The organism is Halarchaeum sp. CBA1220 (assembly GCF_003721175.2).
Classification (GTDB): Archaea; Halobacteriota; Halobacteria; order Halobacteriales; family Halobacteriaceae; genus Halarchaeum; species Halarchaeum grantii.
Map to the genome: position 1 here is coordinate 108,696 of NZ_CP054707.1, position 24,437 is coordinate 133,132.

Annotated in this window: 27 protein-coding genes; 8 read left to right on the forward strand and 19 right to left on the reverse strand. The window is 71.0% G+C overall.

Features of this window, described 5'->3' with window-relative positions; genetic code table 11:
• Window positions 1-3 precede the first annotated feature (3 nt).
• Both EFA46_RS00560 and EFA46_RS00565 read left to right on the forward strand, forming a co-directional pair.
• On the forward strand, window positions 4-738 hold the full coding sequence (locus EFA46_RS00560) for a universal stress protein (RefSeq protein ID WP_123075763.1): 735 nt from the start codon (window positions 4-6) through the stop codon (window positions 736-738).
• Between the two features lie 90 nt (window positions 739-828).
• The gene (locus tag EFA46_RS00565; protein WP_123075761.1) at window positions 829-1,038 is read left to right on the forward strand and encodes a hypothetical protein; all 210 of its coding nucleotides are present in this window, start codon (window positions 829-831) and stop codon (window positions 1,036-1,038) included.
• 352 nt (window positions 1,039-1,390) lie between these two features.
• Here EFA46_RS00565 and EFA46_RS00570 read toward each other — a convergent pair whose 3' ends face one another.
• Both EFA46_RS00570 and EFA46_RS00575 read right to left on the reverse strand, forming a co-directional pair.
• Window positions 1,391-1,642, reverse strand: a complete 252-nt coding sequence (locus tag EFA46_RS00570; protein ID WP_123075759.1) for a hypothetical protein — start codon at window positions 1,640-1,642, stop codon at window positions 1,391-1,393.
• Window positions 1,643-1,721: 79 nt separating this feature from the next.
• A complete protein-coding gene (locus EFA46_RS00575; RefSeq protein ID WP_158604252.1) occupies window positions 1,722-1,886 on the reverse strand; it encodes a hypothetical protein in 165 nt (54 codons plus the stop codon).
• Window positions 1,887-2,061: 175 nt separating this feature from the next.
• On the opposite strand from EFA46_RS00575, the gene EFA46_RS00580 reads away from it, so the two are divergent.
• A complete protein-coding gene (locus EFA46_RS00580; protein ID WP_123075757.1) occupies window positions 2,062-2,304 on the forward strand; it encodes a hypothetical protein in 243 nt (80 codons plus the stop codon).
• A gap of 4 nt (window positions 2,305-2,308) precedes the next feature.
• Here the strand turns inward: EFA46_RS00580 and asd are convergent, their stop codons facing one another.
• The 7 genes from asd to EFA46_RS00615 form a co-directional block, all read right to left on the reverse strand.
• Complete coding sequence (asd, locus tag EFA46_RS00585; RefSeq protein ID WP_123075755.1) at window positions 2,309-3,340, reverse strand: aspartate-semialdehyde dehydrogenase; 1,032 nt, start codon at window positions 3,338-3,340, stop codon at window positions 2,309-2,311.
• A 47-nt stretch (window positions 3,341-3,387) separates the two neighbouring features.
• Window positions 3,388-3,567: a 30S ribosomal protein S17e gene (locus EFA46_RS00590; RefSeq protein ID WP_123075753.1), complete on the reverse strand. Its 180-nt coding sequence runs from the start codon at window positions 3,565-3,567 to the stop codon at window positions 3,388-3,390.
• A 65-nt stretch (window positions 3,568-3,632) separates the two neighbouring features.
• Window positions 3,633-4,295, reverse strand: a complete 663-nt coding sequence (locus tag EFA46_RS00595) for a DUF447 domain-containing protein (RefSeq protein WP_176969819.1) — start codon at window positions 4,293-4,295, stop codon at window positions 3,633-3,635.
• Entirely contained in the window at window positions 4,292-5,185 is an 894-nt protein-coding gene (locus EFA46_RS00600) for a triphosphoribosyl-dephospho-CoA synthase (RefSeq protein WP_123075749.1), read from the reverse strand. Before EFA46_RS00600 ends, EFA46_RS00595 begins: the two co-directional genes overlap by 4 nt.
• Entirely contained in the window at window positions 5,175-5,924 is a 750-nt protein-coding gene (locus EFA46_RS00605) for a tRNA-dihydrouridine synthase (RefSeq protein ID WP_123077348.1), read from the reverse strand. Before EFA46_RS00605 ends, EFA46_RS00600 begins: the two co-directional genes overlap by 11 nt.
• Window positions 5,921-6,913 carry a 2-phospho-L-lactate transferase gene (gene cofD, locus EFA46_RS00610; protein WP_123075747.1) on the reverse strand — a complete coding sequence of 331 codons (993 nt, stop codon included), beginning with the start codon at window positions 6,911-6,913 and terminating at the stop codon, window positions 5,921-5,923. Before cofD ends, EFA46_RS00605 begins: the two co-directional genes overlap by 4 nt.
• Before the next feature lie 46 nt (window positions 6,914-6,959).
• Window positions 6,960-7,706, reverse strand: coding sequence for a hypothetical protein (locus EFA46_RS00615; RefSeq protein ID WP_123075745.1), 747 nt, complete (start codon window positions 7,704-7,706; stop codon window positions 6,960-6,962).
• Between the two features lie 94 nt (window positions 7,707-7,800).
• Here EFA46_RS00615 and EFA46_RS00620 point away from each other — a divergent pair, with 94 nt between their 5' ends.
• Together EFA46_RS00620 and EFA46_RS00625 are read left to right on the forward strand one after the other, a co-directional pair.
• Window positions 7,801-9,045 carry an HD domain-containing protein gene (locus tag EFA46_RS00620; protein ID WP_123075744.1) on the forward strand — a complete coding sequence of 415 codons (1,245 nt, stop codon included), beginning with the start codon at window positions 7,801-7,803 and terminating at the stop codon, window positions 9,043-9,045.
• 24 nt (window positions 9,046-9,069) lie between these two features.
• Window positions 9,070-10,089: an amidohydrolase family protein gene (locus EFA46_RS00625; RefSeq protein WP_123075742.1), complete on the forward strand. Its 1,020-nt coding sequence runs from the start codon at window positions 9,070-9,072 to the stop codon at window positions 10,087-10,089.
• Window positions 10,090-10,116: 27 nt separating this feature from the next.
• On the opposite strand, the gene EFA46_RS00630 is transcribed toward EFA46_RS00625, so the two are convergent.
• The 3 genes from EFA46_RS00630 to EFA46_RS00640 form a co-directional block, all read right to left on the reverse strand.
• A complete protein-coding gene (locus EFA46_RS00630; RefSeq protein ID WP_123075740.1) occupies window positions 10,117-11,061 on the reverse strand; it encodes a biotin--[acetyl-CoA-carboxylase] ligase in 945 nt (314 codons plus the stop codon).
• A gap of 228 nt (window positions 11,062-11,289) precedes the next feature.
• Window positions 11,290-13,092 carry an acetyl/propionyl/methylcrotonyl-CoA carboxylase subunit alpha gene (locus EFA46_RS00635; RefSeq protein WP_123075738.1) on the reverse strand — a complete coding sequence of 601 codons (1,803 nt, stop codon included), beginning with the start codon at window positions 13,090-13,092 and terminating at the stop codon, window positions 11,290-11,292.
• A 106-nt stretch (window positions 13,093-13,198) separates the two neighbouring features.
• Window positions 13,199-13,510, reverse strand: coding sequence for an antibiotic biosynthesis monooxygenase (locus tag EFA46_RS00640; protein WP_123075736.1), 312 nt, complete (start codon window positions 13,508-13,510; stop codon window positions 13,199-13,201).
• 74 nt (window positions 13,511-13,584) lie between these two features.
• On the opposite strand from EFA46_RS00640, the gene EFA46_RS00645 reads away from it, so the two are divergent.
• Window positions 13,585-14,493 (forward strand): alpha/beta fold hydrolase, encoded by a 909-nt coding sequence (locus EFA46_RS00645; protein ID WP_370529272.1) that lies wholly within the window; start codon window positions 13,585-13,587, stop codon window positions 14,491-14,493.
• A gap of 44 nt (window positions 14,494-14,537) precedes the next feature.
• Here the strand turns inward: EFA46_RS00645 and EFA46_RS00650 are convergent, their stop codons facing one another.
• From EFA46_RS00650 to EFA46_RS00680, 7 genes are all read right to left on the reverse strand, one after another.
• Window positions 14,538-15,875 carry an NAD(P)/FAD-dependent oxidoreductase gene (locus EFA46_RS00650; protein WP_123075734.1) on the reverse strand — a complete coding sequence of 446 codons (1,338 nt, stop codon included), beginning with the start codon at window positions 15,873-15,875 and terminating at the stop codon, window positions 14,538-14,540.
• 81 nt (window positions 15,876-15,956) lie between these two features.
• The gene (locus tag EFA46_RS00655) at window positions 15,957-16,214 is read right to left on the reverse strand and encodes an acc operon protein (protein WP_123075732.1); all 258 of its coding nucleotides are present in this window, start codon (window positions 16,212-16,214) and stop codon (window positions 15,957-15,959) included.
• A 1-nt stretch (window position 16,215) separates the two neighbouring features.
• Window positions 16,216-17,760, reverse strand: a complete 1,545-nt coding sequence (locus EFA46_RS00660; protein ID WP_123077344.1) for an acyl-CoA carboxylase subunit beta — start codon at window positions 17,758-17,760, stop codon at window positions 16,216-16,218.
• Between the two features lie 65 nt (window positions 17,761-17,825).
• Window positions 17,826-19,265 (reverse strand): sodium-dependent transporter, encoded by a 1,440-nt coding sequence (locus EFA46_RS00665; RefSeq protein WP_123075730.1) that lies wholly within the window; start codon window positions 19,263-19,265, stop codon window positions 17,826-17,828.
• Window positions 19,266-19,399: 134 nt separating this feature from the next.
• Window positions 19,400-20,728 (reverse strand): sodium-dependent transporter, encoded by a 1,329-nt coding sequence (locus EFA46_RS00670; protein WP_123075728.1) that lies wholly within the window; start codon window positions 20,726-20,728, stop codon window positions 19,400-19,402.
• Window positions 20,729-20,817: 89 nt separating this feature from the next.
• Window positions 20,818-21,777, reverse strand: coding sequence for an NADPH:quinone reductase (locus EFA46_RS00675; RefSeq protein ID WP_123075726.1), 960 nt, complete (start codon window positions 21,775-21,777; stop codon window positions 20,818-20,820).
• 42 nt (window positions 21,778-21,819) lie between these two features.
• Window positions 21,820-22,197 carry a hypothetical protein gene (locus tag EFA46_RS00680; protein ID WP_148040657.1) on the reverse strand — a complete coding sequence of 126 codons (378 nt, stop codon included), beginning with the start codon at window positions 22,195-22,197 and terminating at the stop codon, window positions 21,820-21,822.
• 195 nt (window positions 22,198-22,392) lie between these two features.
• Here EFA46_RS00680 and sucC point away from each other — a divergent pair, with 195 nt between their 5' ends.
• Window positions 22,393-23,535 carry an ADP-forming succinate--CoA ligase subunit beta gene (gene sucC, locus EFA46_RS00685; RefSeq protein ID WP_123075722.1) on the forward strand — a complete coding sequence of 381 codons (1,143 nt, stop codon included), beginning with the start codon at window positions 22,393-22,395 and terminating at the stop codon, window positions 23,533-23,535.
• Entirely contained in the window at window positions 23,532-24,401 is an 870-nt protein-coding gene (gene sucD / locus EFA46_RS00690) for a succinate--CoA ligase subunit alpha (RefSeq protein ID WP_123075720.1), read from the forward strand. Before sucC ends, sucD begins: the two co-directional genes overlap by 4 nt.
• Window positions 24,402-24,437: the final 36 nt, after the last annotated feature.

The window sequence follows — 24,437 nt, forward strand, 5'->3', positions numbered from 1 at the left end:
GCGATGAGTCAGACCACGGACGACCTCGCGATCCGCGAACCGCCGAAGGTGCTCGTGCCCGTCGAAGTGCTCGAGGGCGAATCCGTCTCGGAGTCGCTCGCCGCGTTCCTCGCGCCCGCCGACGTGGTCGTGCTCGGCTACCACGTCCTCCCCGAGCAAACACCGACCGAACAGGCGAGCATGCAGTTCGAGGAGCGCGCACAGACCGCCGTCGATGACCTCGCCGCCGTCTTCCGCGACGCCGGCGGCGACGTCGAGACGCGCGTCGCGTTCACGCACGACCGCGACCAGACCGTCGAGCGCGTCGCCGCCGACGTCGGCGCGACCGCCGTCCTCCTCCCGAACCCGGTCGGCGAGGTCTCGGACGTCCTCGTCCCGATCCGCGGCGTCGTCGACCGCGAGCGCCTCGCCGACCTCGTCGCCACCCTCCTCGCGGACGGCGACGGCGAAGTGACGCTCTGGGGACTCGGGAGCGACGAGTACGACGCCGAGGCCGCCGTCGAGGGCGCGCGCGAGAGCCTCGCCGAGCGCGGCCTCAACGTCACCCGCATCACCACCGAGACGAGTCCCGCCGACTCGCCGGTCCACGACATCGTCTCGCGCTCGGCCGACTTCGACGTCATCGTCATGGGCGCGGGCGAGGAGTCCCTCTGGTCCGTGCTCTTCGGCGGGGAGTCCGAGCGCGTCGCCGAGGGCGCCGTCGCGCCCGTGCTCGTCGTGCGCGACCGGGAGCCGTAGCGAAACAGTGACCCATCGACGGCGACGGCGACACAGCGACCGCCTCCGAGCGGCGCCACGCTTTTCCGCCACGTGTGGGACAGACGAACGATGGCCGAATACGACAGCTTCGAGGACCTGCCGGCGGACGCGAAGGAAGCGGTCCGAAAGCTCGTGCGGGGGACCCGTGGACGCGTCCCGCGCACGAGCGGGGCGTTCAGCGTTGCCTCCGACGAGAAGCATCACGACGTCGTCCTCGTCCACGAGGGCGACGAGAAGGTCGCGGCGATAGAGCGGGACGCCGTCGACATCGAGGACTGAGACGCGGGCGTCGCTCGACGGCGCGGTCGCTGTCCAGTACGAAATGTGCTGCCCGGAACACTAACGACCGGCCTCATCCCTGGGCTGCGTGCCGTGTCGGCCGGGAAACCCTCGTGCCGGGCAGGGTCGGCGCGGGGTCAGTTGGTCCCGCGCGAGACGTGACGTGTCTCGGCCGGAGGATCGCTGATCCTCGGGGTCGGCGGCTGACGCCGCCTCATCGGCGGTCCGTGAGGTCCGCCGGCTGTCGCGTGCCCGGGTTCTCCGCGCGTCATCGCGCCCGGAGTGGGTGTGCTCGGGCGGGGACTAAAGGCACGCAGCGCACGGTACGGCGGCCACGCGCTTGAGGGCTACGCTATACGGCGTCGCCCGCGCTCTCGCTCTCGGCGGCGTCCTCGCGGAGCTGATAGACCTGCTCGCGGGTCGCACAGACCCCGCAGACGCATTCTGCGAGGCCGACCTCCGCGAGCTCGGCGAGCGCGTCGCGCGCTTCGTCCTCGTCGATACGCGCTTCGCTCGCGACTTCGGCGGGGGAGAGTGGGCCCCGGTTGTCGAGGACCACGCGGGCGAGCTTCGCGTGGCACGAGAGGGTGACGGTACCGCTCATACCGCGACCTTACCGATGCCTGCCAAAAACCCTTGCCTTACCGGCGAGGACGGCGTCTGCCGACCGGCTACGCCGCGTTCTACGTCCCCCGTGCGGCGTACCGGTAGAGGGCGGGGCCGCCGAGGCCGATGCCGAAGAGGACCGCCCAGAGGACGGGGTCGCTGTCGGTGAGTTGGGCGGCGACGAGCCACGCGCCGACGGCGAGCGCGACGCAGACGGCGGTGACGAGCGAATCTCGCTCCATACCGCGTCGTGACGGGGGAGGCCCGTAACTCCCACGCTCGCGCTCTCGGCCGGCGAGGCGACCGGACCCGAGCGCACAGCGGGCGGGGGCACGAGCGACACACGCGAAGTAGACGTTCGTCCACGGTCGCGCGCCGGCACAAAGGTTGATAGTCATTGGCACACAATGTGTAGGTATGCCACAGACGCAGCTCGACGTCGACCGGTACGTCCCGAGCGAGTACCTCAAGCGCCAGCTGCTCTCCGGGGACATCGAGACGCTGACGCTCCACGAGCGCGTCGCCGACCCCGGGGACACCTTCGAGGTACACGGCGCGACCTTCGAGATAACCGCCGTAGAAGTACGTGACGCGGCCGACCTCGGTGTCCCCGACGAGGACGGGAACGCCGTCGTCCACTTCTTCGAGCGCGTGGCGTAGGGCCCTAGAGCCAGCCGTCGCGCGCGAGCAACTCGCCGTTCAGCACGGACGCGCCCGCCGCACCGCGAATCGTGTTGTGCGCGAGGCAGTTGTACTGGATGCCGGCCGGCGTCTCCTGCACGCCGCCCGCCGCCACCGCCATCCCGTCGCCGAGGAACCGGTCGAGACGGGGCTGCGGTCGGTCCGGCTCGTCGAACGTCTCGATGAGCGGGTCGGGCGCCGAGTGGAGCTCCTGCGACGGGTAGGCCTCGAAGGCCTCGTAGATGTCGGCGATGGTCGGGTTCTCGGAGAGCTCCGCCCAGACGTTCTCGAGGTGGCCGTCGAGCGTCGCGACGCGGTTACACGACGCCGAGACGTCGACGTCGTGCCAGCGGATCTCGCTCCCGTCGAACTCGCCGAGGAGCTTGCGGCTCTCGGTCTCCATCTTCTCCTCCTCGCCGCCGATGTAGGGAATGACGTTGTCGAGGATCTCCATCGACGTGACGCCCGAGTAGCCCGCCCCCGAAACCGCCTGGAGCGTCGAGACGTGGACGCGCTCGAGGCCGAAGTCGGTGAGCGCCGCCAGTGTCGGGACCATCGTGATCGTCGAGCAGTTCGGGTTCTTCACGAGCGCGCCGTCCCATCCCCGATTATCGCGCTGGACCTCGATGACGTCGAGGTGCTCGGCGTTCACCTCGGGGATGACGAGCGGCACGTCCTCGGCGGCGCGCTCGTTCGAGGAGTTCGAGGAGACGACGTAGCCCGCCTCGCAGAAGCCGTGCTCGACGCGTTCGGCGACCGAGGAAGGGAGCGAGGAGAAGACGAGGTCGACGTCGTCCGGGATGGCGTCCGGGTCCGTCTCGACGACCTCGACGTCCCGAACGGCCTCCGGAATCGGCGTGTCGACGCGCCACTTCGCGGCCTCGTGATACGGCTTGCCGGCGGAGGAACTGGACGCGGTCAGTGCGGCGATCTCGAACTCCGGATGCTCGGAGAGCAGTTGGATGAAACGCTGGCCGACGGCACCAGTCGCTCCGAGTACGGCTACGCGAGTCATTACCTCGCCACAGGTGCGAGGAGGACAAAGTGGCTTCGGTTCGGGCGCTAGTTACGCTTGTGCGTGATGTAGCCCGCGATGCGGTTGCGGACTTCCTTCGACTCGATGTTCGTGAGCTCCTGAACGGCCTCCTTGTTGTGTTCGAAGTCCTTGCGGCTGAAGGCGTCCGGGTAGCGTTCGAGGAGGATGTTCCCCGTCTTCTTGACGTAGTCGGGCTTGATGGCCATGGGTGCGCGTTCGGCCGGTGGGCGTTAAAACGTTCTGTATTGGACCCGCCCGCGCGCACGCCGCGTCAGCCCGAGAGCGCGCGGAGGCGCTCGAACGCCTCGCGCTCGCGCGGCCCGCCACAGCGCTCGCAGACCGACTCGAAGTAGTCGAGGCGCTCGCGGAGCACCTCGGAGTCGTAGCCCGGGACGTCGAGGCGCGACGCCGCCACCGTCGCCTCGATCACCGCCGCGTACCCCCGGTTCGTCGTCGGCACCGCCTCGCGCACCACCCGCGACTCGACCGGCGAGAGCGCCCACGTCGCGACGCGCGTCTCCCCTCGCTCCTCGACGCCCGTCCGCTCGACGTCGACGCGCGCCCACGCCGCCGCCTCCGAAAGGACGGGCTCCTCGCGCTCGGCCACGGAGAGCGCCGCCTCGACGAACGTCACGGGGTCGTCCACGAACTGGACGTACCCCTCGCCGCGCTCCCGGAAGTTCCGCCACGTCCGCGTCCGCCCGAACGTCCGCGCGGTCGCGGGCGCGGTGCTCGCGATGTCGCCGCTCGCACGTTCCGCGCCGCGTGGCGGCGCGTGGCTCGCGGGTCGTTCCTCCCCGCTCGCACTGTCTGCGCCTTCACTTCGTTCAGGCGCGTGGACCCCCAGCGCGGCGAGGTTCCACAGCCCGTTCGGCCCCCGCGTCGTCACCACCGTCTCCGTCACGCCGCGCAGGGGCGCCGGCCACTCGCTCACACCGACACCCCGCGTTCGAGCGCGACGAAGAGCCCCGCCGCGACCGCGTCCGCCGTCGTCCCCGGGTTCCACCCCTTCGCGACGAGTTCGTCCCCGAACGCGCTCACCGCCTCGCGACTCGCGCCGGATTCGTGGAGGTCGCGAGCGCGCTCGCGCACCTCGAAGGCGGCCTCGAGGCCGTGCTGTTTCGCGAGGAGCGTGTCGAGACCCTCGCCCAACAGCGCGAGGAAGGCGTCCGCCGTCCGCTCAACTATCGGTCCCTTGCCGGCCGCGATGCGCTCGGCGGCGTCGAAGGAGCGCGCGAATCCCCCGCACCACTCCGCCGCGTTCCCGTCGCCGAGTTCGGCGAGCGAGTCGGGGTCGCCGCGCAGCGTCGCGACGCCGTCGGCGGGCGCGCCCGCCGCGAGGACGTCCGCGAGCGTCGTCCCCCGGGATTCGAGGGCGGGAATCGCGTCCGCGCCGCGCCGCACGTCGAGGGCGGCCATCTCCTCGGGCGGGTCGGAGACGGCGACGTCGACGCGCTCGAACGCCCGGTAGAAGGCCGCCGCGTCCGCGACGGTGGTGTCCGCGACCACGTCCGCGACGCCCTCGGGCGTGCAGTCGTCGCGCGCCGCCGCGCGGACGAGCGGGACGAGCAGGAGCAGACAGCCGAACTGGGTGTTTCGCCCGTGCTCGGCCATCCCCGCGACCGCGTCCTCGAACGCCGCGCCCACCGGCGCACCGGCTGCAGCGCGTTCGAGCCCGGGGCGCGCGCCGACCGCACCCGCGAGGAAGTGCTCGAAGCGCAGGTCGGCGAAGTCGCGCTCGCGGTCGACGTTCCCGGGCTTCGGCGTCCCCGCGACCTCCAAGAGGAGCGCGAGTTCGGCGTTCGCGGCCGGGCTACGCGGCATCGGACCACTCCGCGACGGCGTCGCGGACGCGCGCTCGCACTCGCGGGTCGTCGCTCGGGCGGCCGATGGAGACGGCGTCCGCGCCGTACGCGAGGTACTCGCGGGTCGTCTCGCGGTCGCGCACGCCGTTGTTCGCGATGAGGAAGCCGTCGAAGGCGTCCCGAACGCTCGCGACGACGCCCTCGGAGTCCATCGCGTCGACGTGGAGGACGGCCGCGCCCGCGTCGTCGAGGGCGCACGCGAGGTCGGGGAGGTCGACGCCCGGGACCTCCGCGCGGACCTTCACGCTCGTCGTCGCGCCCGCGTCGCTCGCCGCCGAGACGATGTCGCAGAGGCGCTCCGTGTCCCGGAGGAGCGTCTCGCCCGCGCCCGCCGCGCACATCTCGGACTGCCGGCAGTGCGCGTTCACCTCGCAGAGCGCGTCGCGCTCGGCGCAGACCTCGGCGACCGGGCGGACGGGCGCGGGCGTCGTCGCGCGGACGTTCACGCCCGCCTCGATAGGCGCGTCCGCGAGCGCGTCCAGTTCGTCCGCGACGAACGCCACGGGGTCGGCGGGCAGGAACTCGTCGCGGTTGCGGTCGGCGGCCATCCGCTCGGCCGCGTTCCGCGTCGGGTCGTCGAGCGCGACGCCACCCAAGAATGCGAGGCCGACGTCGCCGCTCGCCTCGCGCGCCCACGCCGCGTCCGACTGCCCGGAGAGGCTCGCGAGCGCGACGCGGGGGCGGAAGTCGACGCTCATCGCGCGGCCTCCAGCGCCGCCGCGCACGCCTCCGCGACGCGCGCGGCGTCCGCGTCGTCGTCCATCCGCGTGTCCGTCCGGACGACGGGGCGGTCGAGCGACGTCGCGTCCGCCGTGTCGAGAACGAACGCGTCCGCGAACCCGTAGGCCGCCGCGACGCCCGCCGTGCTCGGCTCGCGCCCCGTCGCGCGCATCAGGTCGTCCGCCGGCCCGCTGAACACCTCGTCCTCGACGAACGGCGAGACGGCGACCACCGTCGTCTCGCGCAGCGCCTCGCGCACCCCGTCGAGGGCGAGCATCGGCCCGAGGCTCGTCACGGGGTTCGACGGGCCGATGACGACGTCCGCCGTGAGGGCGTCGAGCACGGCGTCGGTGGGCTCAGCGTCGCTCGCACCGCGAAACTCCACGTCCGCGATGTCCACGTCCCCGCGCCGCCCCACCCAGAACTCCTGGAAGTGCAGCACGCCCTCGGGCGTGTGGACGACTGTCGCGACGGGGTCGTCGCTCATCGGCAGGAGGTCGACGGTCAGGTCGAAGGCGTCCGCGAGCGTGCGCGTCACCTCGGTGAGCGTGCGCCCCTCGTCGAGGAGGCTCGTCCGGAGGACGTGGACGGCGCGGTCCCGGTCGCCGATGGTCATGAACTCGCGCGCCGCCGAGAACCGCCGCCAGCGCGCGATGTCGCGGCCCGCCGTCTGCGCCTCGGCGTCGAGATAGCGGGGACCATCGTCGAGGCCCGCGCGGTCAGCGAGGCGCTCCAGTTCGTCGTGCGTCTCGTGCGTGTCGTCGTCGATACCCCACCAGAACTCCCGGTCGAGGACGCCGCCCTGCTCGAAGAGCACCGTATCGACGTCCGGGCAGACGAGCAGGCCGCCGAGCTCGACGTCGTCGCCCGTGTTCCCGACGACGGTGGTGTCGGCGGGGTCGAAGACGTCTGCGGCGCCCGCGAGGAGCTTCGGGGTTCCGGTCCCCCCGGAGAGGAACGTCGGCATATCCCGAGAAACGACCGCAGAGGTGTAAACGCTTACCGTCCCGGCGCTAGTTCGCGGCGCTCGACGACGCCGACGCGTTCGCCCGGGCCGCGTCGAGCCACGACGGCGTCGGGTCGGTCGAGCCGACGTCCGTGTAGCGCATCGTCACGTCGACCGAGCCCTGCGACGTGTGCACGGTGTAGTGGACGCGCTTCACGAGGCCGTCCGGGCGGACGTCGAAGCGCGCGGTGGCGTTCGCGCTCGCCTCCGCCGAGAGGTCGCCGACCGAGCCCGAGGCGTCCGCGCCGGCGGACGCGTTCACGTGCGCGACGTACGTGTGGACCGTCTCGCCGTCGAGGGTGGTCGTCCCCTCGTAGGTGACGTTCGCGCGCTCGGTGAGGTTCTCGGCGCCGAGGCGACTGAACTGCGTCGCGTCGACGTCGAGCGCGCTCCCCTGCCGGTAGAGCACGCCCGTCGAGGAGTTGATGCGCGTGTACGCCGTGCCGTTCCCGTCCGCGTAGACGGTCACGTCACCGAACGCGCTCGACGTCGAGAGCGCGTACGCCCCCGAATCGAGGTCGACCTTCGCGGTGAGGTCCTGCGTCGTCGACGTCGTCTCGCCCGACAACGCGTTCACCGAGAGGTGGTACGTGAAGCTCCCCGCGTCCTCGAGGGCGCTCGCGTGCTGTGCCTCCATCTGCGAGCCGTTCACCGGCGTCTCGTACGGTTGGCCGTCACCGCCCGACATCGCGCTACAGCCCGCGAGGGCGACGAGCGCGACGACGGCGAGCGCGGCGAGCGCGTTCTTCTGCACACTCCCCCTCGGTGGGGCGGCGGGTAGTAGCTGACGGCTTCCGCGCGCGCCGAGCTCCCGGCCGTTTTTGTAGGGGCGCGCGCCAACGTCGCGTATGACGACCATCAAGGACAGCGTCCACGACCACATCGAGGTGACGGGCGTCGCCGACGCCCTCCTCGACACGCCGCCCGTCCAGCGATTGCGGCGCGTCCACCAGCTCGGCACCGCGAACCTCGTCTACCCCTCCGCGAACCACACGCGCTTCGAGCACAGCCTCGGCGTCTACCACCTCGCCTGCGAGGCGCTCGACGGCCTCGGCGAGGACGGAACGCGCGCGAAGCGCACGCGCGCCGCCGCCCTCCTCCACGACGTCGGCCACGGCCCGTTCAGCCACACCATCGAGGACCTCATCCACGAGCACACCGGGAAGTACCACGACGACGTCACCGACCTCCTCACCGACGGCGACGTCGCCCGCGTCCTCACCGAGCACGGCCTCGACCCCGAGCGCGTCGCCCGCATGGTTCGCGGCGAGGGCGAACTCGGGCAGGTCGTCGCGGGCGAACTCGACGTCGACCGGATGGACTACCTCGTGCGCGACGCCCACCACACCGGCGTCCCGTACGGCACCATCGACCACGGCCGCCTCGTGCGCGAACTCACCATCCACGACGGCGAGCTCGTCCTCGACGAGGGGAACGTCCAGACCGCCGAGTCGCTCCTCCTCGCGCGCGCACTCATGAACCCCACCGTCTACAACCACCACGTCGCGCGCATCTCGAAGGCGATGCTCCGCCGGGCCGCCGAACGACTCCTCGAGGCGAGCGACACCACGCCGGGCGACCTCCGGCGGATGGACGACCCCGCGCTCCAGGTGGCGCTCCGCGAGTGCGACGCGAGCGCCGACTTCGCCCGCCGCCTCGACCGGCGCGACCTCTACAAGCGCGCCGTCTGGGCGGAGATGGCGGACGTCACCGGCGACGTCTTCGCGGACGACACCGTGCTCGACGCCGGCGACGACGAACTGCGCGACTACGAGCGCGAAATCGCTGACCGCGCGAACGTGGACCGCGACGCCGTCCTCCTCGACGTCCAGTCGCGCCCCCGGATGCGCGAATCCGACTCGCGCGTCCTCGTCAACGGCGACGTTCGGCCGCTCGACGAGCAGTCAACGCTCGTCAGGGCGCTCCAGATGACGCAGCGCGAGCAGTGGCGCCTCGGCGTCTACGCGCCCGCCGAGCACACCCAGTCGGTCGGTCGCGCCGCCGTCGACGTCCTCGGCCTCGACATCGACGGCGCGCTCGTCACCGAGACGACGCGGAGCCAGTACGCGCTCGACGACTTCGGGGAGAATTAAATCAGTTCGCCCCCGAGTGCCGGTATGGAACTAGCGGGCACGATACTCGCGGGCCGCGACTTCGAGGCCGTCGAAGGGAGAGTCGTCGTCGAGGACGGTGAAATCGCCGCCGTCGAGGAGGCGAGCGTCGAGAGCGACGACATCGTCCTCCCGGCGTTCGTGAACGCGCACACCCACCTCGGGGACTCCATCGCGAAGGACGCCGGACGCGGCCTCTCACTCGAGGAACTCGTCGCACCGCCGGACGGCCTCAAGCACCGCCTGCTCCGGCAGGCCGACCGCGACGAGCTCGTCGCGGGGATGCGTCGCTCCCTCCAGTACATGGCGGAGTCGGGCACGGCGGCGACGCTCGAGTTCCGCGAGGGCGGCGTCGCGGGCGTCGAGGCGCTCCGCGAGGCCGCCGCCGGCGTCGACGTCGACGCGTTCGTCCTCGGGCGCGACGACCCGGACGTCCTCGACGTGTCTGAGGGATACGGCGCGAGCGGCGCGAACGACGCAGAGTTCTCGCGCGAGCGACGGGCCGCCCGCGACGCCGGGAAGTGCTTCGCCATCCACGCCGGCGAGGTCGACGACAGCGACATCCACCCCGCGCTCGACCTCGACCCCGACCTGCTCGTCCACATGGTGCACGCGGACGACGTCCACCTCGACCGCGTCGCGGACGCCGAGATCCCGGTCGCGGTCTGCCCGCGCTCGAACCTCGTGACGGACGTCGGCCTCCCGGACGTCCCCGAGCTCCTCGAGCGAACCACCGTCGCGCTCGGCACCGACAACGTGATGCTGAACTCGCCGTCGATGTTCCGCGAGATGGCGTACACCGCGAAGACCTACGACGTGACCGCCGTCGAGGTGCTGCGGATGGCGACGACGGCGGGCGCGGAAATCGCCGACCGGAACGACGGCCTCGTCGAGGCGGGCCGGGACGCGAACCTCCTCGTCCTCGACGGCGACTCGCATAACCTCGCGGGCTACCGGGACCCCGTGCGGGCGGCCGTCCGGCGTGCGAGTACCAGCGACGTGAAACGCGTCGTCCACTCGACGTAACCACACACCCGCGCGCCCGACTCTCGCCTAGACCGGCCGGAGGTGCTCGCAGTCCCCGGCGTGGACGACGCGATCCTCGCTGCCGGTGTCGACGACGAGCGCGCCGGCGTCGGTGACGTCCACCGCCTCCCCCACGACCGTCTCCTCGGGGAGCGTGACGCGGACGCGCGTGTCGAGCGTCGCGGCGTGCGCGCGCCACGCCTCGCGCGTCGCCTCGGGGTCGCCCCGGAGCGCGTCGAAGCGCTCGAGAATCCGCTGGACGAGCACGCGGCGCTCGACCGGTTCGCCGCGCTCCGCGAGGAGGCTCGTGGCGTCGTCCGGGAGGGCATCTGACGAGACGTTCGCGTTCAGCCCGAGGCCGGGGATCACCCAGGAGACGCGCCCGGCTTCGCCCTCCATCTCGGTGAGGATGCCGGCGAGCTTCCGGCCGCCGCGCGCGTAGTCGTCGTCGGGGACGAGCAGGTCGTTCGGCCACTTGATCGCGGCGTCGACGCCCGTCTCGCGGGCGGCCGCGCAGGCCGCCGCGCTCATCGCCATCGTGACGACGGTCGCGCGTGCCGGCGCGAGATCCGGGCGGCAGACGACGCTCAGCCAGACGCCGCCGGGCGGCGAGGACCACGCGCGCTCGAGGCGGCCGCGCCCCCCGGTCTGCTCGTCCGCGAGGACGACGACGTCGCTCGCGCCCGACGCCGCGAGCTCGCGAGCCCGGTCGTTCGTGCTCGCGATGCTGTCGTGGTATTCGACCTCGAAGGGCGCCTCGCAGCCGTACTCGACGGCGGGCCCGCCGTACTCCGGAATCGAGTCGAGGACGTAACCCGCCCCGGCGCTCTCGATGCCGAAGCCGGCGTCGCGGAGCGCTTCGACGTGCTTCCAGACGGCGGCCCGCGAGACGTCGAGCGCGTCGGCGAGCGCCGGCCCGGAGACGGGGCCGTCGGCGACGCGTTCGAGGACGGCGCGGCGCGTCTCGTTCATACCCCGGAGTACGGAACCCAGCGATAAGAACGACTCCCTCCGCACGCTCTCTCGAGAGCGCGTTACTCGCGGGTCGCCGTGCTCCCCGCTCGTGCTGTCGCGGCGCCCTTCGGTTGCCGCGTTACTCGCGTGTCGCTCACGCTCGTCTTTCCGCGGTTCCTGCGAAATCGCGTTACTCGCGGGTCGCCGTGCTCTCCGCTCGTCTTTCCGCGCTCCTGACGTCGCGCGTTACTCCACCACGACGAGGACGTCGCCCATGTCGACGCTGTCGCCCTCCTCGACGGCGACCTGCGAGACGGTGCCGCCGTGGGAGGCGACGACGTCGTTCTCCATCTTCATCGCCTCGAGGACGACGAGGACGTCGCCGGGTTCGACGACGTCACCCACCTCGACGTCGACTGAGAGGATGGTGCCCTGCATCTCCGCTTCGACCGTCTCGCCGCCGCCCTCGACGACCGTCTCCGAGTCGTCGCCGTCGTCCGGGCCGACGCGGTCGGGCGCGCTCGCCGACGCGCCGGCGTCGACGTCGAGGTCGGGAATCGCGGGCGCGTCCCCGTGCTCCTCGAGGTTCACCTCGAAGCGCTTTCCGTTCACCTCGACGGTAAACTCGCGCTCGCGCGTCTCCTCCTCGTCCTCGCTCTCGCTCGCCGTCGACCCCCAGCGTTCCTGTGCGTCGTAGAGGCGCGTCTCGTCGAACGCCTCGTCGAGGTACGTCGTGGTGTGCTCGCCGGCGACGAACGTCTCGTCCTCGAGCATCAGGCGGTGGAAGGGGACGATGGTGACGATGCCCTCGACGTCGTACTCGGCGAGCGCGCGCCGCGAGCGCGCGATGCACTCCTCGCGGTCGCTCCCGTGGACGACGAGCTTTGCGACCATCGAGTCGTAATCGGTGACCAAGTCGTCGCCCTGCCGGAGGGCGTCGTCGACGCGCACGCCGATGCCGCCCGGGGGGTCGTAGACGTCGAGCGTCCCGCCGGTCGCGGGCGCGAAGTCGTCGGCGGCGTTCTCGGCGTTGATGCGGAACTCCATCGCGTGGCCCTCGAGTTCGACGTCGTCCTGTTCGAAGTCGAGCTCCTCGCCGGCGGCGACGCGGAGTTGCCACTTCACGATGTCCACCCCGGTAAGCGCCTCGGTGACGGTGTGCTCGACCTGAATGCGGGTGTTCACTTCGAGGAAGTAGAACTCGTCGCCGGAGACGAGGAACTCGACGGTGCCGGCGTTCACGTAGTCGGCGGCCTCGACGCCGCGTCGGGCGGCCTCGCGGATCTCCGCCTGCATCTCCGGGTCGAGGCTCGGACTCGGGCCCTCCTCGATGACCTTCTGGTGGCGGCGCTGCAGGGAGCAGTCGCGCTCGCCGAGGTGCCGGACGTTCCCGTGTTCGTCGGCGATGACCTGCACCTCGATGTGCTTCGGGTCGGCGAGGTAGCGCTCGAGGTAGACGGAGTCGTTCCCGAAGTAGGCCTCGCCCTCGCGTTTCGCGGCCTCGAGTTGCTCCTCGACCTCGCTCTCCTCCTCGACGACCTTCATCCCGCGCCCGCCGCCGCCGCCCTCGGCCTTGACGGCGATGGGGTAGCCGTGCTCGTCGCCGAACTCGCGAACCGTCTCCGCGTCCGCAACGGGGTCCGTAGTGCCGGGGACGATGGGGACGTCCGCGCCGTCCATCACGGTGCGCGCGCCCGTCTTCTCGCCGAGTTGCTCCATCGCGTCGCTCGACGGCCCGACCCACGTCAGGCCGTCCGTCGCTTCGACGCGCTCGGCGAACTCGGCGTTCTCCGCGAGGAAGCCGTACCCCGGGTGGATGGCGTCCGCGCCCGCCTCCAGTGCGGCCTCCACGATGGCCTCCTGGTCGAGGTAGGACTCGGCGGCGCGCGCCGGGCCGACGCGGTAGGCCTCGTCCGCATACCGGACGTGGCCGGCGTGCTTGTCCGCCTCCGAGTAGACCGCGACCGTCTCGATACCGAGGTCCTCGCACGCCCGCATCACGCGAACGGCGATCTCGCCCCGGTTCGCGACGAGAACCGTCTCGAACATACCGCCGGATTCGGCGACCGCGCACCTTATACTGTCGATCCACTAGGGCGACAGTCGTCGAATCCGTCCGCCGCGACGAGGGCGGCCGACGGCGCCGCGTCCGCCGCTAGAGGAACTCCTCGTACTCGTAGTGGCGCACCGTCGGCTCCCAGTCCGCGAGCACGTCGCGGGCGATCTCGGGAACGTGGGCGGCCTCGTAGTCCTCGCCCGCGAACGTCTCGACGGCATCCCAGTCCTCGAACGTCATCGTCGTCACCAGCTCCACCATCTCGTCTGTGGTCTCGCGTCGCCCGAGTCGGAAGCCCGTGAGCCCGTCGACGTTCGCCTCGAACTCCGGGACGATCTCGTGCTCGAGGAGGTGTGCGTACTCGTCGGCGTTCTCGGGCGTCGCTCGCGCGTACCAGATGCGCTCGATCATACGGCGATGGAGGGCCGCCGGACGGGAAAACCTCACCGGTGCCCGGCCGAACGCCTTTGGTGGTCGACACCCGACTGATCGCCGTGCCACCGACCGAGACCACCGACCACCTCGCCGAGGTGGGCGTCCCGTCGGCGAGCGCGGACGTTCGCGACGTCGGCAACGTCTCGCTGCACTGTGTCGCCGCCGGCGACCCGGCCGACCCGCTCGTCGTCCTCCTCCACGGCTTCCCCGAGTTCTGGTACGAGTGGCGCGACTACGTCGGCCGGTTCGTCGACGCCGGCTATCGCGTGCTCGTCCCCGACCAGCGCGGCTACAACCTGAGCGAGAAACCGGACGGCGCCCGCGCCTACCGCACCGGCGCGCTCGCGCGCGACGTCCTCGGACTCGTCGAGAGCGAGGACCGCGCGTCCGCCCACCTGCTCGGCCACGACTGGGGCGCGGCGGTCGCGTGGGAGGTCGCGCTTCGACACCCCGACGCCGTCGACCAACTCGGAATCGTCAACGTCCCCCACCCCTCGGCGTTCGAGGCCGCGCTGCGCTCGAACCCCGCGCAGATGTGGCGGAGCTGGTACGTGTTCTTCTTCCAGCTCCCGCGACTCCCCGAGTGGTACGCGCGCCGCGACGGCTTCGCGTTCTTCGAGCGGGCGATGATCGAGGACGCACGGCCGGGCGCCTTCGAGGCGGGCGACGTGGAGCGCTACCGGCGCGCGTGGTCGCGCGAGGGCGCGCTCACCGCGATGCTCGACTGGTACCGTGCGCTCCTCAGGTACCGCGACGACCCGCCGCGCGAGACGGTGACCGCACCGACGCTGATCGCGTGGGGCGAACGCGACCGCGCGCTCCTCCCCGAGCTCGCCGCCGCGAGCCTCGACTACTGCCGGGACGGCCGCCTCGAGCGGTTCCCCGAGGCCACGCACTGGCTCCCCCACGAGCACACCGAACGCGTCGCCGAGCTGTTCGTCGAGCACTTCGGCGGCTGAGGCGTCAGGACTCCGGGGCGTCGTAACATAGGGGTGCGGACCGCCTACGGTCGGAGCGCGCGCCACAGGACGCGCGGGCGGAACAGGTCCGTCGCGGGGCGTTCGAGTCGATAGACGCGGAGGAACGTCTCGGCGAGAGACCGGTCGGTCTGCGCGCGCTCGACGAGGCGGCCGACGTAGGCGTTGAGAACGTCCGTCCCGAGCGGCTTCGGACCGGTCGTCTCCGCGAACGTGAAGTCGTTGCCGACGGCGAGGCGCCACGTCGCCTCGACGACGTCGCTCGCGCGCTCGAAGACGCGCGGCCCGATGCCCTCGAGGCCGGCCGCGAGTTCGTGGTGGAGGCAGAGCGCGTCGAGCGCCGCGACCGACATCCCCTGTCCGTAGATGGGGTTGAAGCTCGCGATGGCGTCCCCGGTCACCACCAGCCCCTCGGGGAACCGGTCGAGCGCGTCGTAGCGCCGGCGCACGCTCGCGGGGAACGGGTAGCGCCGCACGCCGTCGGCCGTCCACGGGCGCTCGCGGACGAGACGCCCGATGTCGTCGACCGGGATGGACGCCGCCCACTCGACGAACGCGTCGCGCTCGGTCGGGACGGGTTCGCCGTGGACGCCCTGGAAGATGACCTCCCACTGGCCGTCCTCGATCGGGATGAGCGCGGCGCCGCGCGGGCGCTCCGGCTGGGGCGCACAGAGGAGCATCCGGCGGTCGTCGGCCGGCCGGTCGATCCGCGTGGAGCCGTAGACGACGTCCACCGTCACCTCCTCGCTCTCCGGCGCCGGGTAGCCGTGCTCGGCGAGCCAGTCGGGCGTGTGGCTGGCGCGCCCGGTCGCGTCGACGACGAGCGACGCCTCGACGTGTCGCGTCTCGCCCGCGTCGTCGCGGACCGCGACCCCGCTCACGCGCCCGTCCGCGTGGTCGTAGTCGAGGACGCGGTGGCCGCCCCGGAGGGTGACGTTCTCGACGGCACGAACGCGCTCGCGGATGACGTGCTCGAAGAGCGGGCGCGACGCACAGTAGGTCGGGAGGCGCGCGTCCGTCCCGGCGAGCGTCCCGCCGCGGTCGTACCACGTCATGTCGCTTCCGGAGTCGATGAGGAGGCCGCCCGCCGACAGCAGGTCCTCGCCGAAGCCGGGGAAGACGTCCGCGAGCGTCGCCCGGCCCGCCTCGAGGAGCGCGTGCGGGTGGTGAGTCTGTGGCGCGCCGTCGCGCGCGGCCGGCCCCTCGGGGAGCGCGTCGCGCTCGAACACGACGACGTCCTCGAAGGCGTCGGCGAGCACGCGGGCCGCACAGAGGCCCGCGACGCTGCCGCCCGCGACGACCGCTCGCTCGCCGACGGTCGCGACCCGCTCGGAATCGTAGCGCTCGATGCTGGCCAGCGTCATTCTCTATACGCTATCAGTTCGCGTCAGCGACGGAAATAGGTGGGAGATAGCCGCGCGCTCGCCACTCGCGGTCGGACCTCATCAGAAGCGCTCGGCGCGTCCGGCCGCGCTCCACGCGTCCGTCGGCGCGCCGTCCGGCACGCGCTTCCCGGCGTCGCCGATGGCGTCGAGGCGCCCGGCGAAGCGCCACTTCTCGCCGTCCCACGACGCCGACCCGTCCGCGGCGTCGCGCGCCGCCGCGACCGCGAGCGCGCGCCGCTCGCTCAGGTGCGCGGTGATGGCCGCGGCAATCGCGGCCGCCTCCGCCTCGGTCGCCGACTCGGGTATCGTGAGGTCCATCTCAGAGCGGGATGTTGCCGTGCTTCTTCGACGGGCCGTCCTCGCGCTTCGACGCGAGCATCTCGAGGTCGCTGATGAGCCGCTGGCGGGTGTCCGCCGGTTCGATGACGTCGTCGAGGAACCCCCGGTCCGCCGCAGTATAGGGGTTCGCGAACTCCTCTCTGTATTCCTCGACGAGCGCGTCCCGGAGCTCGTCCGGGTCCTCGGCTTCCGAGAGCTCCTTCCGGTAGAGGACGTTGACGGCGCCGCGCGGCCCCATCACGGCGATTTCGGCCGTGGGCCACGCGTAGTTGACGTCCGCGCCGAGGTGCTTCGACGCCATGACGTCGTACGCGCCGCCGTAGGCCTTGCGCGTGATGACGGTGAGGAGCGGGACGCTCGCCTCCGAGTAGGCGTAGAGGAGCTTCGCGCCGTGGCGGATGATGCCCTCGTGCTCCTGGTCGGTGCCGGGGAGGAAGCCCGGGACGTCCACGAGGGAGACGATGGGGACGTTGAAGGAGTCACAGAAGCGCACGAACCGGCTCGCCTTCTCGGAGGCGTCGATGTCGAGCGTGCCCGCGTTCACCCGCGGCTGGTTCGCGACCACGCCGACGGAGCGCCCGTCGAGGCGCGCGAACCCCACCACGAGGTTCTTCGCGTAGTCGGGTTGGACCTCGAAGAAGGAGCCCTCGTCCATCAGCTCGTCGACGACGTCGACGGCGTCGTAGGGCTTGCGCGGCTCGTCCGGGACGATACTCTCCAGTTCTTCGGGGCGCCGCTCGGGGTCGTCCCACGGCTCCACCCTCGGCGGGTCCTCGACGTTGTTCTGCGGGAGGTAGGAGAGGAGGCGACGGATGTCGTCGAGGGCGTCCTCCTCGGACTCCTCGGCGAAGTGCGCGACGCCCGACGTGGAGGTGTGCGCGGTCGCGCCCCCGAGCTCGTCGAAGCCGACTTCCTCGCCGGTGACCGTCTCGATGACGTCCGGGCCGGTGATGAACATGTGGCTCGTCTCCTTCACCATGAAGACGAAGTCGGTGAGCGCGGGCGAGTAGACCGCGCCGCCCGCACAGGGCCCCATGATGGCCGAAATTTGGGGAACGACGCCGCTCGCCTGCTGGTTCTTGTGGAAGATTTCGCCCACGCCACCGAGCGACTCGACGCCCTCCTGGATGCGCGCGCCGGCGGAGTCGTTGAGGCCGATGACGGGCGCGCCGACCTCCATCGCCTTGTCCATGACCTTACAGACCTTCTCGCAGAAGACCTCGCCGAGGCTGCCGCCGAAGGCCGTGAAGTCGTGCGCGAAGACGAACGTCTTTCGCCCGTTCACCTCGCCGTACCCCGTCACGACGCCGTCGCCGGGGATGGTGTTCTCCTCCATCCCGAAGTTGTGCGAGCGATGCGTGCGGAGCGCGTCGAACTCCGTGAAGGTGCCGTCGTCGAGGAAGTAGTCGATGCGTTCGCGCGCCGTCATCTTGCCCTTCTCGTGCTGGGACTCGATGCGGGACTCGCCGCCGCCTTTCTCGGCGCGGCGTTTGCGCTCGCGCAGTTCCTCGATACGCTCGTCCATCGTCATCTGTTGAATCCCGTTTCACCGGTCGTCGTCAAAAGGACACCGGATGGCGGAGTGCGACGCTACAGCATCGAGTCCGGCCGCCGGAGGCCGGCGACGGCGAGGAGCGTAACGACGACGGCGGCGACGAGCGAGAGCGTCGAGGACGCCACGCGGACGCCCATCACGTCGAGTTCGGTGATGGAGACGCCGAGGACGGGCAGGAGGCCGGTGATGAGCGTGAAGAGGAGGAAGACCGGGATGAGGACGCCGACGAAGAGGAGCCACGGCGTCCCGAGCGAGCGCGCGAACTCGCCCGCGCCCGCCTCGTACTCCGCGAGGGCGCGCCGGCCGAGCACCCAGCCGACGAAGAGGAGGAAGCCCGCGAGGCCGGCGGTCATGAGGAGGTTGACGAGCGTGTTCGCGAGCAGGCCGAAGACGGAGGCGTCGAGCGCGCACGCGGCGGCGCCGACGGAGACGAGGCCGGCGACGCCGACGGTCGCCCGCGAGCGCGGGACGTCGTGCTCGTCGACGAGGTAGGCGACCGGGATTTCGAGCATGCTGATGGCGGAGGAGAGCGCGGCGAGCAGGACGACGCCGAAGAACGCGACGCCGAGGACGCGCCCGAGGAACCCGAGGGAGGCGAACGCGCTCGCGACGGAGACGAAGATGGCGCCGGGGCCGCCGCTTCCGGCGTCGAGGCCGAAGCTGAAGAGGAGCGGGAAGACGAGCAGGCCCGCGAGGACGCCGACGCCGGTGTTGAGGACGGCGATGGTGGTGGCGTCGCTCGGGAGCGAGCGCTCCTCGCCGAGGTAGGAGGCGTACGTGATCATCGTCCCGGTGCCGAGCGAGAGCGTGAAGAGCGCCTGCCCGACGGCCGCCGGGAGGATGTCGAGGGCGTTCGCGCGGAGGTAGGCGACGTCCGGGGAGAGGAGGAACGCCGCGCCGTCGAGGGCGCCGGGTCGCGTGAACGTCCACGCGGTGAGTGCGACGAGGAGGATGACGATGGCGGGCATCATCAGTTTCGTCGCGCGCTCGATCCCCTTCTCGACGCCGCCGTAGACGATGGCGGCGCTGGCCGCGAGGAACGCGAACCCGAAGGCGAGCGCGCCGGGCCCGTGGCTGATCGCGGAGAAGTACGCGCCCGACTGGCCGAAGTAGCTCGCGGTGGCGGAGGCGGCGGTGTAGCGGACGAACCAGCCTCCGACGACCGAGTAGAAGGAGACGAGGAGGAGCGTCGTCGCGACGGCGAAGAGGCCGAACGCGCCCCAGAGCCGGGAGCCGCCGGAGAGGTCGCGGAGCGCGCCGACGGGGTTTCGCTGCGAGCGGCGGCCGATCACGAACGCGCCGAGGAGACCGGGAACGCCCACGAGGAGAACGATGCCGAGGTAGAGGAGGAGGAACGCGCTACCGCCGTTGTTCGCGGTCATCCACGGGAACCGCCAGATGTTGCCGAGGCCGACCGCGGAGCCGACGGCGGCGAGGATGAACCCCGCGCGCGTCTTCCACGTCTCGCGTGTCATTGCGAGCCGGTAACACGCTGTCGTTCAAGAGGGTTTCGTATCGGCGAACGCCGAAACGCGGCAGTATCGGCCGCGAGACGCCCGTATTGTCGATACGGTGACGGGTGGGAAGTCGAAAGAGCGGCGTCAGCGCGTCAGAAGTACGCGCCGGTCGTCAGTCCCGTGTAGAAGGAGGTGACGCCGAGGTAGAGGGTGACGATGACCGCGATGGGGACGACGATGCGCACCCACCAGAGCCAGATAGTCGTCGCGCCCTCGCCGATGGAGGACCCGCGCCCGAGTTCGTCGACGGCTTCGCGGTTGGCGACCCAGCCGACGAAGAGCGCGATGAACAGCACCGCGACCGGGAGGAGGACGTTGAAGACGAGGTCGTTGAAGAGGCCGACGTAGCCGTACGCCGGGGCGATGCCGAGCACGAAGGCGACGGCGCCGATGCCGATGGCGACCGTCCGGCGCTCCATGCCCTGCGAGTCGACGACGTAGGACGTCGGCGCCTCGAGGAGGCTGATGGAGGAGGAGAGCGCGGCGAACAGGAGGACGATGAAGAAGACGAGGCCGATGATCTGGCCGGCCGGCAGCTGGCCGAACGCGCCGGCGAGCGCGATGAAGGCCGTGCCGGCACCGCCGGAGGCGCCCCCGACGCCGCTCGTCGCGGCGAGGATCGGGAAGACGGCGAAGCCGGCGAGGAGCGCGACAATCGTGTTGAGCACGACGATGATGGCGCTGTCACCGGGGAGGCTGTCGTCGCGTCCGAGGTAGGAGGCGTACGCGATCATCACGCCGAACCCGAGCGAGAGCGTGAAGAACGCCTGCCCCATCGCCGCCGGCACGATGTCGCCGAAGTTGCTCGCGATGACGCTGAAGTCCGGTGAGAGGTAGTAGCTGTACCCCGCGCCCGCGCCGGGGAGGGTCGACGCCCACACCGCGAGGCCGACGAGCAACACGAGTATCGCGGGGATCATGAACTTGGTCGCGCGCTCGATGCCGTCCGCGACGCCGAACGCGACGATGCCGATGGTGACCGCGATGAAGAGGGCGTGCGCGCCGACGGCGACGAGGCCGGAGGAGACGCTGCCGAAGTAGGCCCCGGCGTCACCGAGGTAGGCGCCGGTCACGCTGCCGACGATGTAGCTGATGACCCAGCCTCCGACGACCGAATAGAAGGCGAGGGTGATGAACGACGCGAAGACGCCGATGGCGCCCGCGAACGTCCAGTCCCCGTAGCCGAGTTCGGCGAACGCGGAGACGGCGTTCTGCTTCGAGCGCCGCCCGATGGTGAACTCGATGAGCATCGTCGGGAAGCCGATGAGGAAGACGGCGAGCAGATAGACCACCAGGAAGGCGGCCCCGCCGTTCGATGCTGTCTGGAACGGGAACGACCAGATGTTCCCCAGCCCCACTGCGCTGCCGACCGCGGCGAAGATGAACCCCGCGCGGCTCGTCCAGGTCTCTCGTTGTGCCATATCCACTCAATGCCTGTGAGGCCCGGCCTATTAAGCGTGCGTTTCGCACACGCATGGGATGGGTGGACGTGTCGGCCGTCGAACCCGATTCAGGGCTCGACGACGAGTTTCCCGAAGAAGGACTCCTCGACGACCGCGCGCTGGGCGTCGGCGGCCTCCTCGAGCGCGTAACTCCGCTCGACGTCCGGCGCGAGCCGCCCGTCCGCGAGCAGTCGCGCGAGGCGGCCGAGCACGTCGCCGAAGTCCGGCGTGTTGTACATGCTCATGAGCGCGACGGTGAGTTCCTTCGCGCGAGCGCCCGGAACGTCCGGGAGCGTCGCCGACGCGTCGGTGTTCCCGATGGCGACGACGGTCGCGCCGGGCGCGGCGACCTCGGCGTCGAGGCCGAAGTAGTCGTCGACGCGGTGGTCGAGTATCACGTCCGGCGCGCCCGCCTCGACGACGGCGTCGGCGAGGTCCTCGCGTCGGTAGTCGAGGACGGCGTCCGCGCCGAGCGTCCGCAGGCGGTCGTGGTACGCCTCGCGCGCGGTCGTCGTCACGGTCGCGCCGGTGGCGTCCGCGAGCTGGACGGCGACGTGGCCCACGCCGCCGGAGCCGCCGTGGACGAGACAGGTCGCGGCGGGTTCGAGGTTGCCGTGGTCGAGGAGCGCGCGCCACGCCGTCACGCCGACGAGCGCGACGGCCGCGCCCTCGGCGAAGGAGACGCCGGTGGGGAGCGGCGCGAGAGCGTCGGCACCGGCGACGGCGTACTCCGCGTACGACCCCTGATTCCAGTTCCCGAGGCCGGTGCCGAAGACGCGGTCGCCGACCGCCCACTCGGTGACGTCGCCGCCGACGGCGTCCACGACGCCCGCGAAGTCCGAGCCCGGAATCATCGGCAGGGTCGCGGGCTCGTAGGCGCCCTCGCGGAAGTAGGTGTCCACGGGGTTGACGCCCGCCGCCCGCACGTCGATGCGGACCTCGTCCGCTTTCGGCTCCGGTGTCGGGACGCCCGTATCGACTCGCAGTACGTCGGGACCGCCGGTCTCGTGGTAGCGGACAGCGCGCATGGTGGACGGATGGCGGCGCGAGAGGATAAGTGTGGGCGGGACTCAGGCGGGTTCGGCGAGCGCTTCGAGCGACATGACGGCCATGGAGGCGACGAGGCAGATGCCCCAGAGGAAGGCGAGCATACCGAGCTGTGGCAGTCCGAGCGTCGCCTGCACGACGAGCGTGCCGGGGAGGAGCCACTGGCCGGCGACAAAGCCGTAGACGGCGACGCTCCGGCGCGTCCCGCTCGTGTCGTAGTGGTCGATGGCGAGGCCGGTGACGACGGCGAGGATGCCGAGGACGCCGAAGTGCGCGTGCGCGCCGACGAGCTGACCCCAGTAGGGCGGGACGCTGACCATGTGGCCGGCGACGTTCCCGATCCCCCACAGCATCTGCACGGTCAGTCCGACGAACCCCGATACCTTGAGTAGACGTGACATGCGGTCGGCCGTCTCTCCTGATCGACCATAATGATTTTCCCACCGACACGACTCGGCGGCGCGCTATTCCCGCGACGGCGCCGGGGTGGTCGGGCGGTCGAGCGCGCGCCCCGGCGAGTCGAATGTGGGTCGTTCGCTCGGCACGTTCCGATACTACTAACTCACCCTCTCGGGAACCTACGGCACGAGTCACAAATGAGGCTTCACGAGTACCAGGCGAAGGACGTCTTCGCCGACGCGGGCATCCCGACGCCCCCGTCCGCGCTCGCGACCACCGTCGACGAGGTCGTCGAGCAGGCCGAGGAGATCGGGTACCCGGTTGCGGTGAAGGCACAGGTCCACGTCGGTGGGCGCGGAAAGGCCGGCGGTATCAAACTCGCCGAGGACGCGACGGAAGCGCGCGAGGCCGCCGAGGACATCCTCGGCATGGACCTCAAGGGCTACACGGTCGACAAGGTGCTCGTCGAGGGCGCCGTCGACTTCGTGAACGAGCTCTACGTCGGCGTCACGATGGACCGCGGCGAGGGCAAGCCCGTCGCCATGGTCTCCACGCAGGGCGGCGTCAACATCGAGGAGGTCGCCGAGGAGAACCCCGACGCCATCGCCCGCGAGCACATCGACCCCGCGTTCGGCATGCACCCCTATCAGGCCCGGAAGGTCGTCTACGACGCCGGCGTCCCCACGGAAGTCGCTCGCGACGTCGCGAGCATCCTCACGACGCTCTACGACCTCTGGGAGGACACGGACGCCTCCGACGCCGAGATCAACCCGCTGATGATCACGGGCGACGACGAGGTCATCGCCGCCGACGCCGTCCTCAACATCGACGAGGACGCCCTCTTCCGCCACCCCGACCTCGCGGAGATGGAGGACGAGGCCGCCGGTGACGAACTCGAGGCGAAGGCCAACGAGTACGGCTTCGACTACGTCCGCCTCGACGGGAACGTCGGCATCATCGGGAACGGCGCCGGCCTCGTCATGACGACGCTCGACCTCGTCGACTACTACGGCGGGAAGCCCGCGAACTTCCTCGACATCGGCGGCGGCGCGAAGGCCGAGCGCGTCGCGAACGCCCTCGACATGGTCTTCTCCGACGAGAACGTCGACGCCGTCGTCTTCAACATCTTCGGCGGCATCACGCGCGGCGACGAGGTCGCGAAGGGCATCAACGAGGCCCTCGAACAGTTCGACGAGATCCCGAAGGAGGTCGTCGTTCGGCTCGCCGGGACGAACGCCGAGGAGGGTCGCGAGATCCTCAACGACGAACTCGTCACGGTCGAAGAAACCCTCGAGGGCGCCGTTCAGCGCGCCGTCGAATACGCGGAGGACGCAGAATGAGCATTCTAGTCGACGAAGACACCCGCGTCGTCGTGCAGGGCATCACCGGCGGCGAGGGCAAGTTCCACACCGAGCAGATGATCGAGTACGGTACGAACATCGTCGCCGGTACCTCGCCCGGGAAGGGCGGGCAGGAAGTCGCCGGCGTCCCCGTCTACGACACGGTCGAGGAGGCCGTCGACGAGGAGGACGCCGACGCGTCCGTCGTGTTCGTCCCGCCGGCGTTCGCCGCCGACGCCATCTTCGAGGCCCTCGACACGGACCTCGACCTCGTCGTCGCCATCACCGAAGGCATCCCGACGCAGGACATGGCGAAGGTCAACAAGCGCCTGAAGGAGGTCGACACGCGCCTGCAGGGCCCGAACTGCCCGGGCATCATCACGCCCGGCGAGGCGAAGCTCGGCATCCTCCCGGGGAACATCTTCTCCGAGGGGAACGTCGGTCTCGTCTCCCGCTCCGGCACCCTCACCTACCAGGTCGTCGACTCGCTCACCGAGCGCGGCATCGGCCAGACTACCGCCATCGGCATCGGCGGCGACCCCATCATCGGGACCTCGTTCATCGACGCCCTCGAGGAGTTCGAGCAGGACGAGGAGACCGACGTCATCGCCATGTGCGGTGAGATCGGCGGCGAGGACGAGGAGGAGGCCGCCGAGTACATCGCCCAGAACATGGACACGCCCGTCGTCGGCTTCATCGCCGGCCGCACCGCGCCCCCGGGCAAGCGCATGGGCCACGCCGGCGCCATCGTCTCCGGCTCCGGAACGGGCACCGCCGAGTCCAAGATCGACGCCCTCAACGACGCCGGCGTCCCCGTCGGTGACACCCCCGAAGAGGTCGCCGACCACGTCGAAGACCTCCTGTAACGGTCTTCTCGCTCTCGTTTCTTTCGCGAGTCGCGC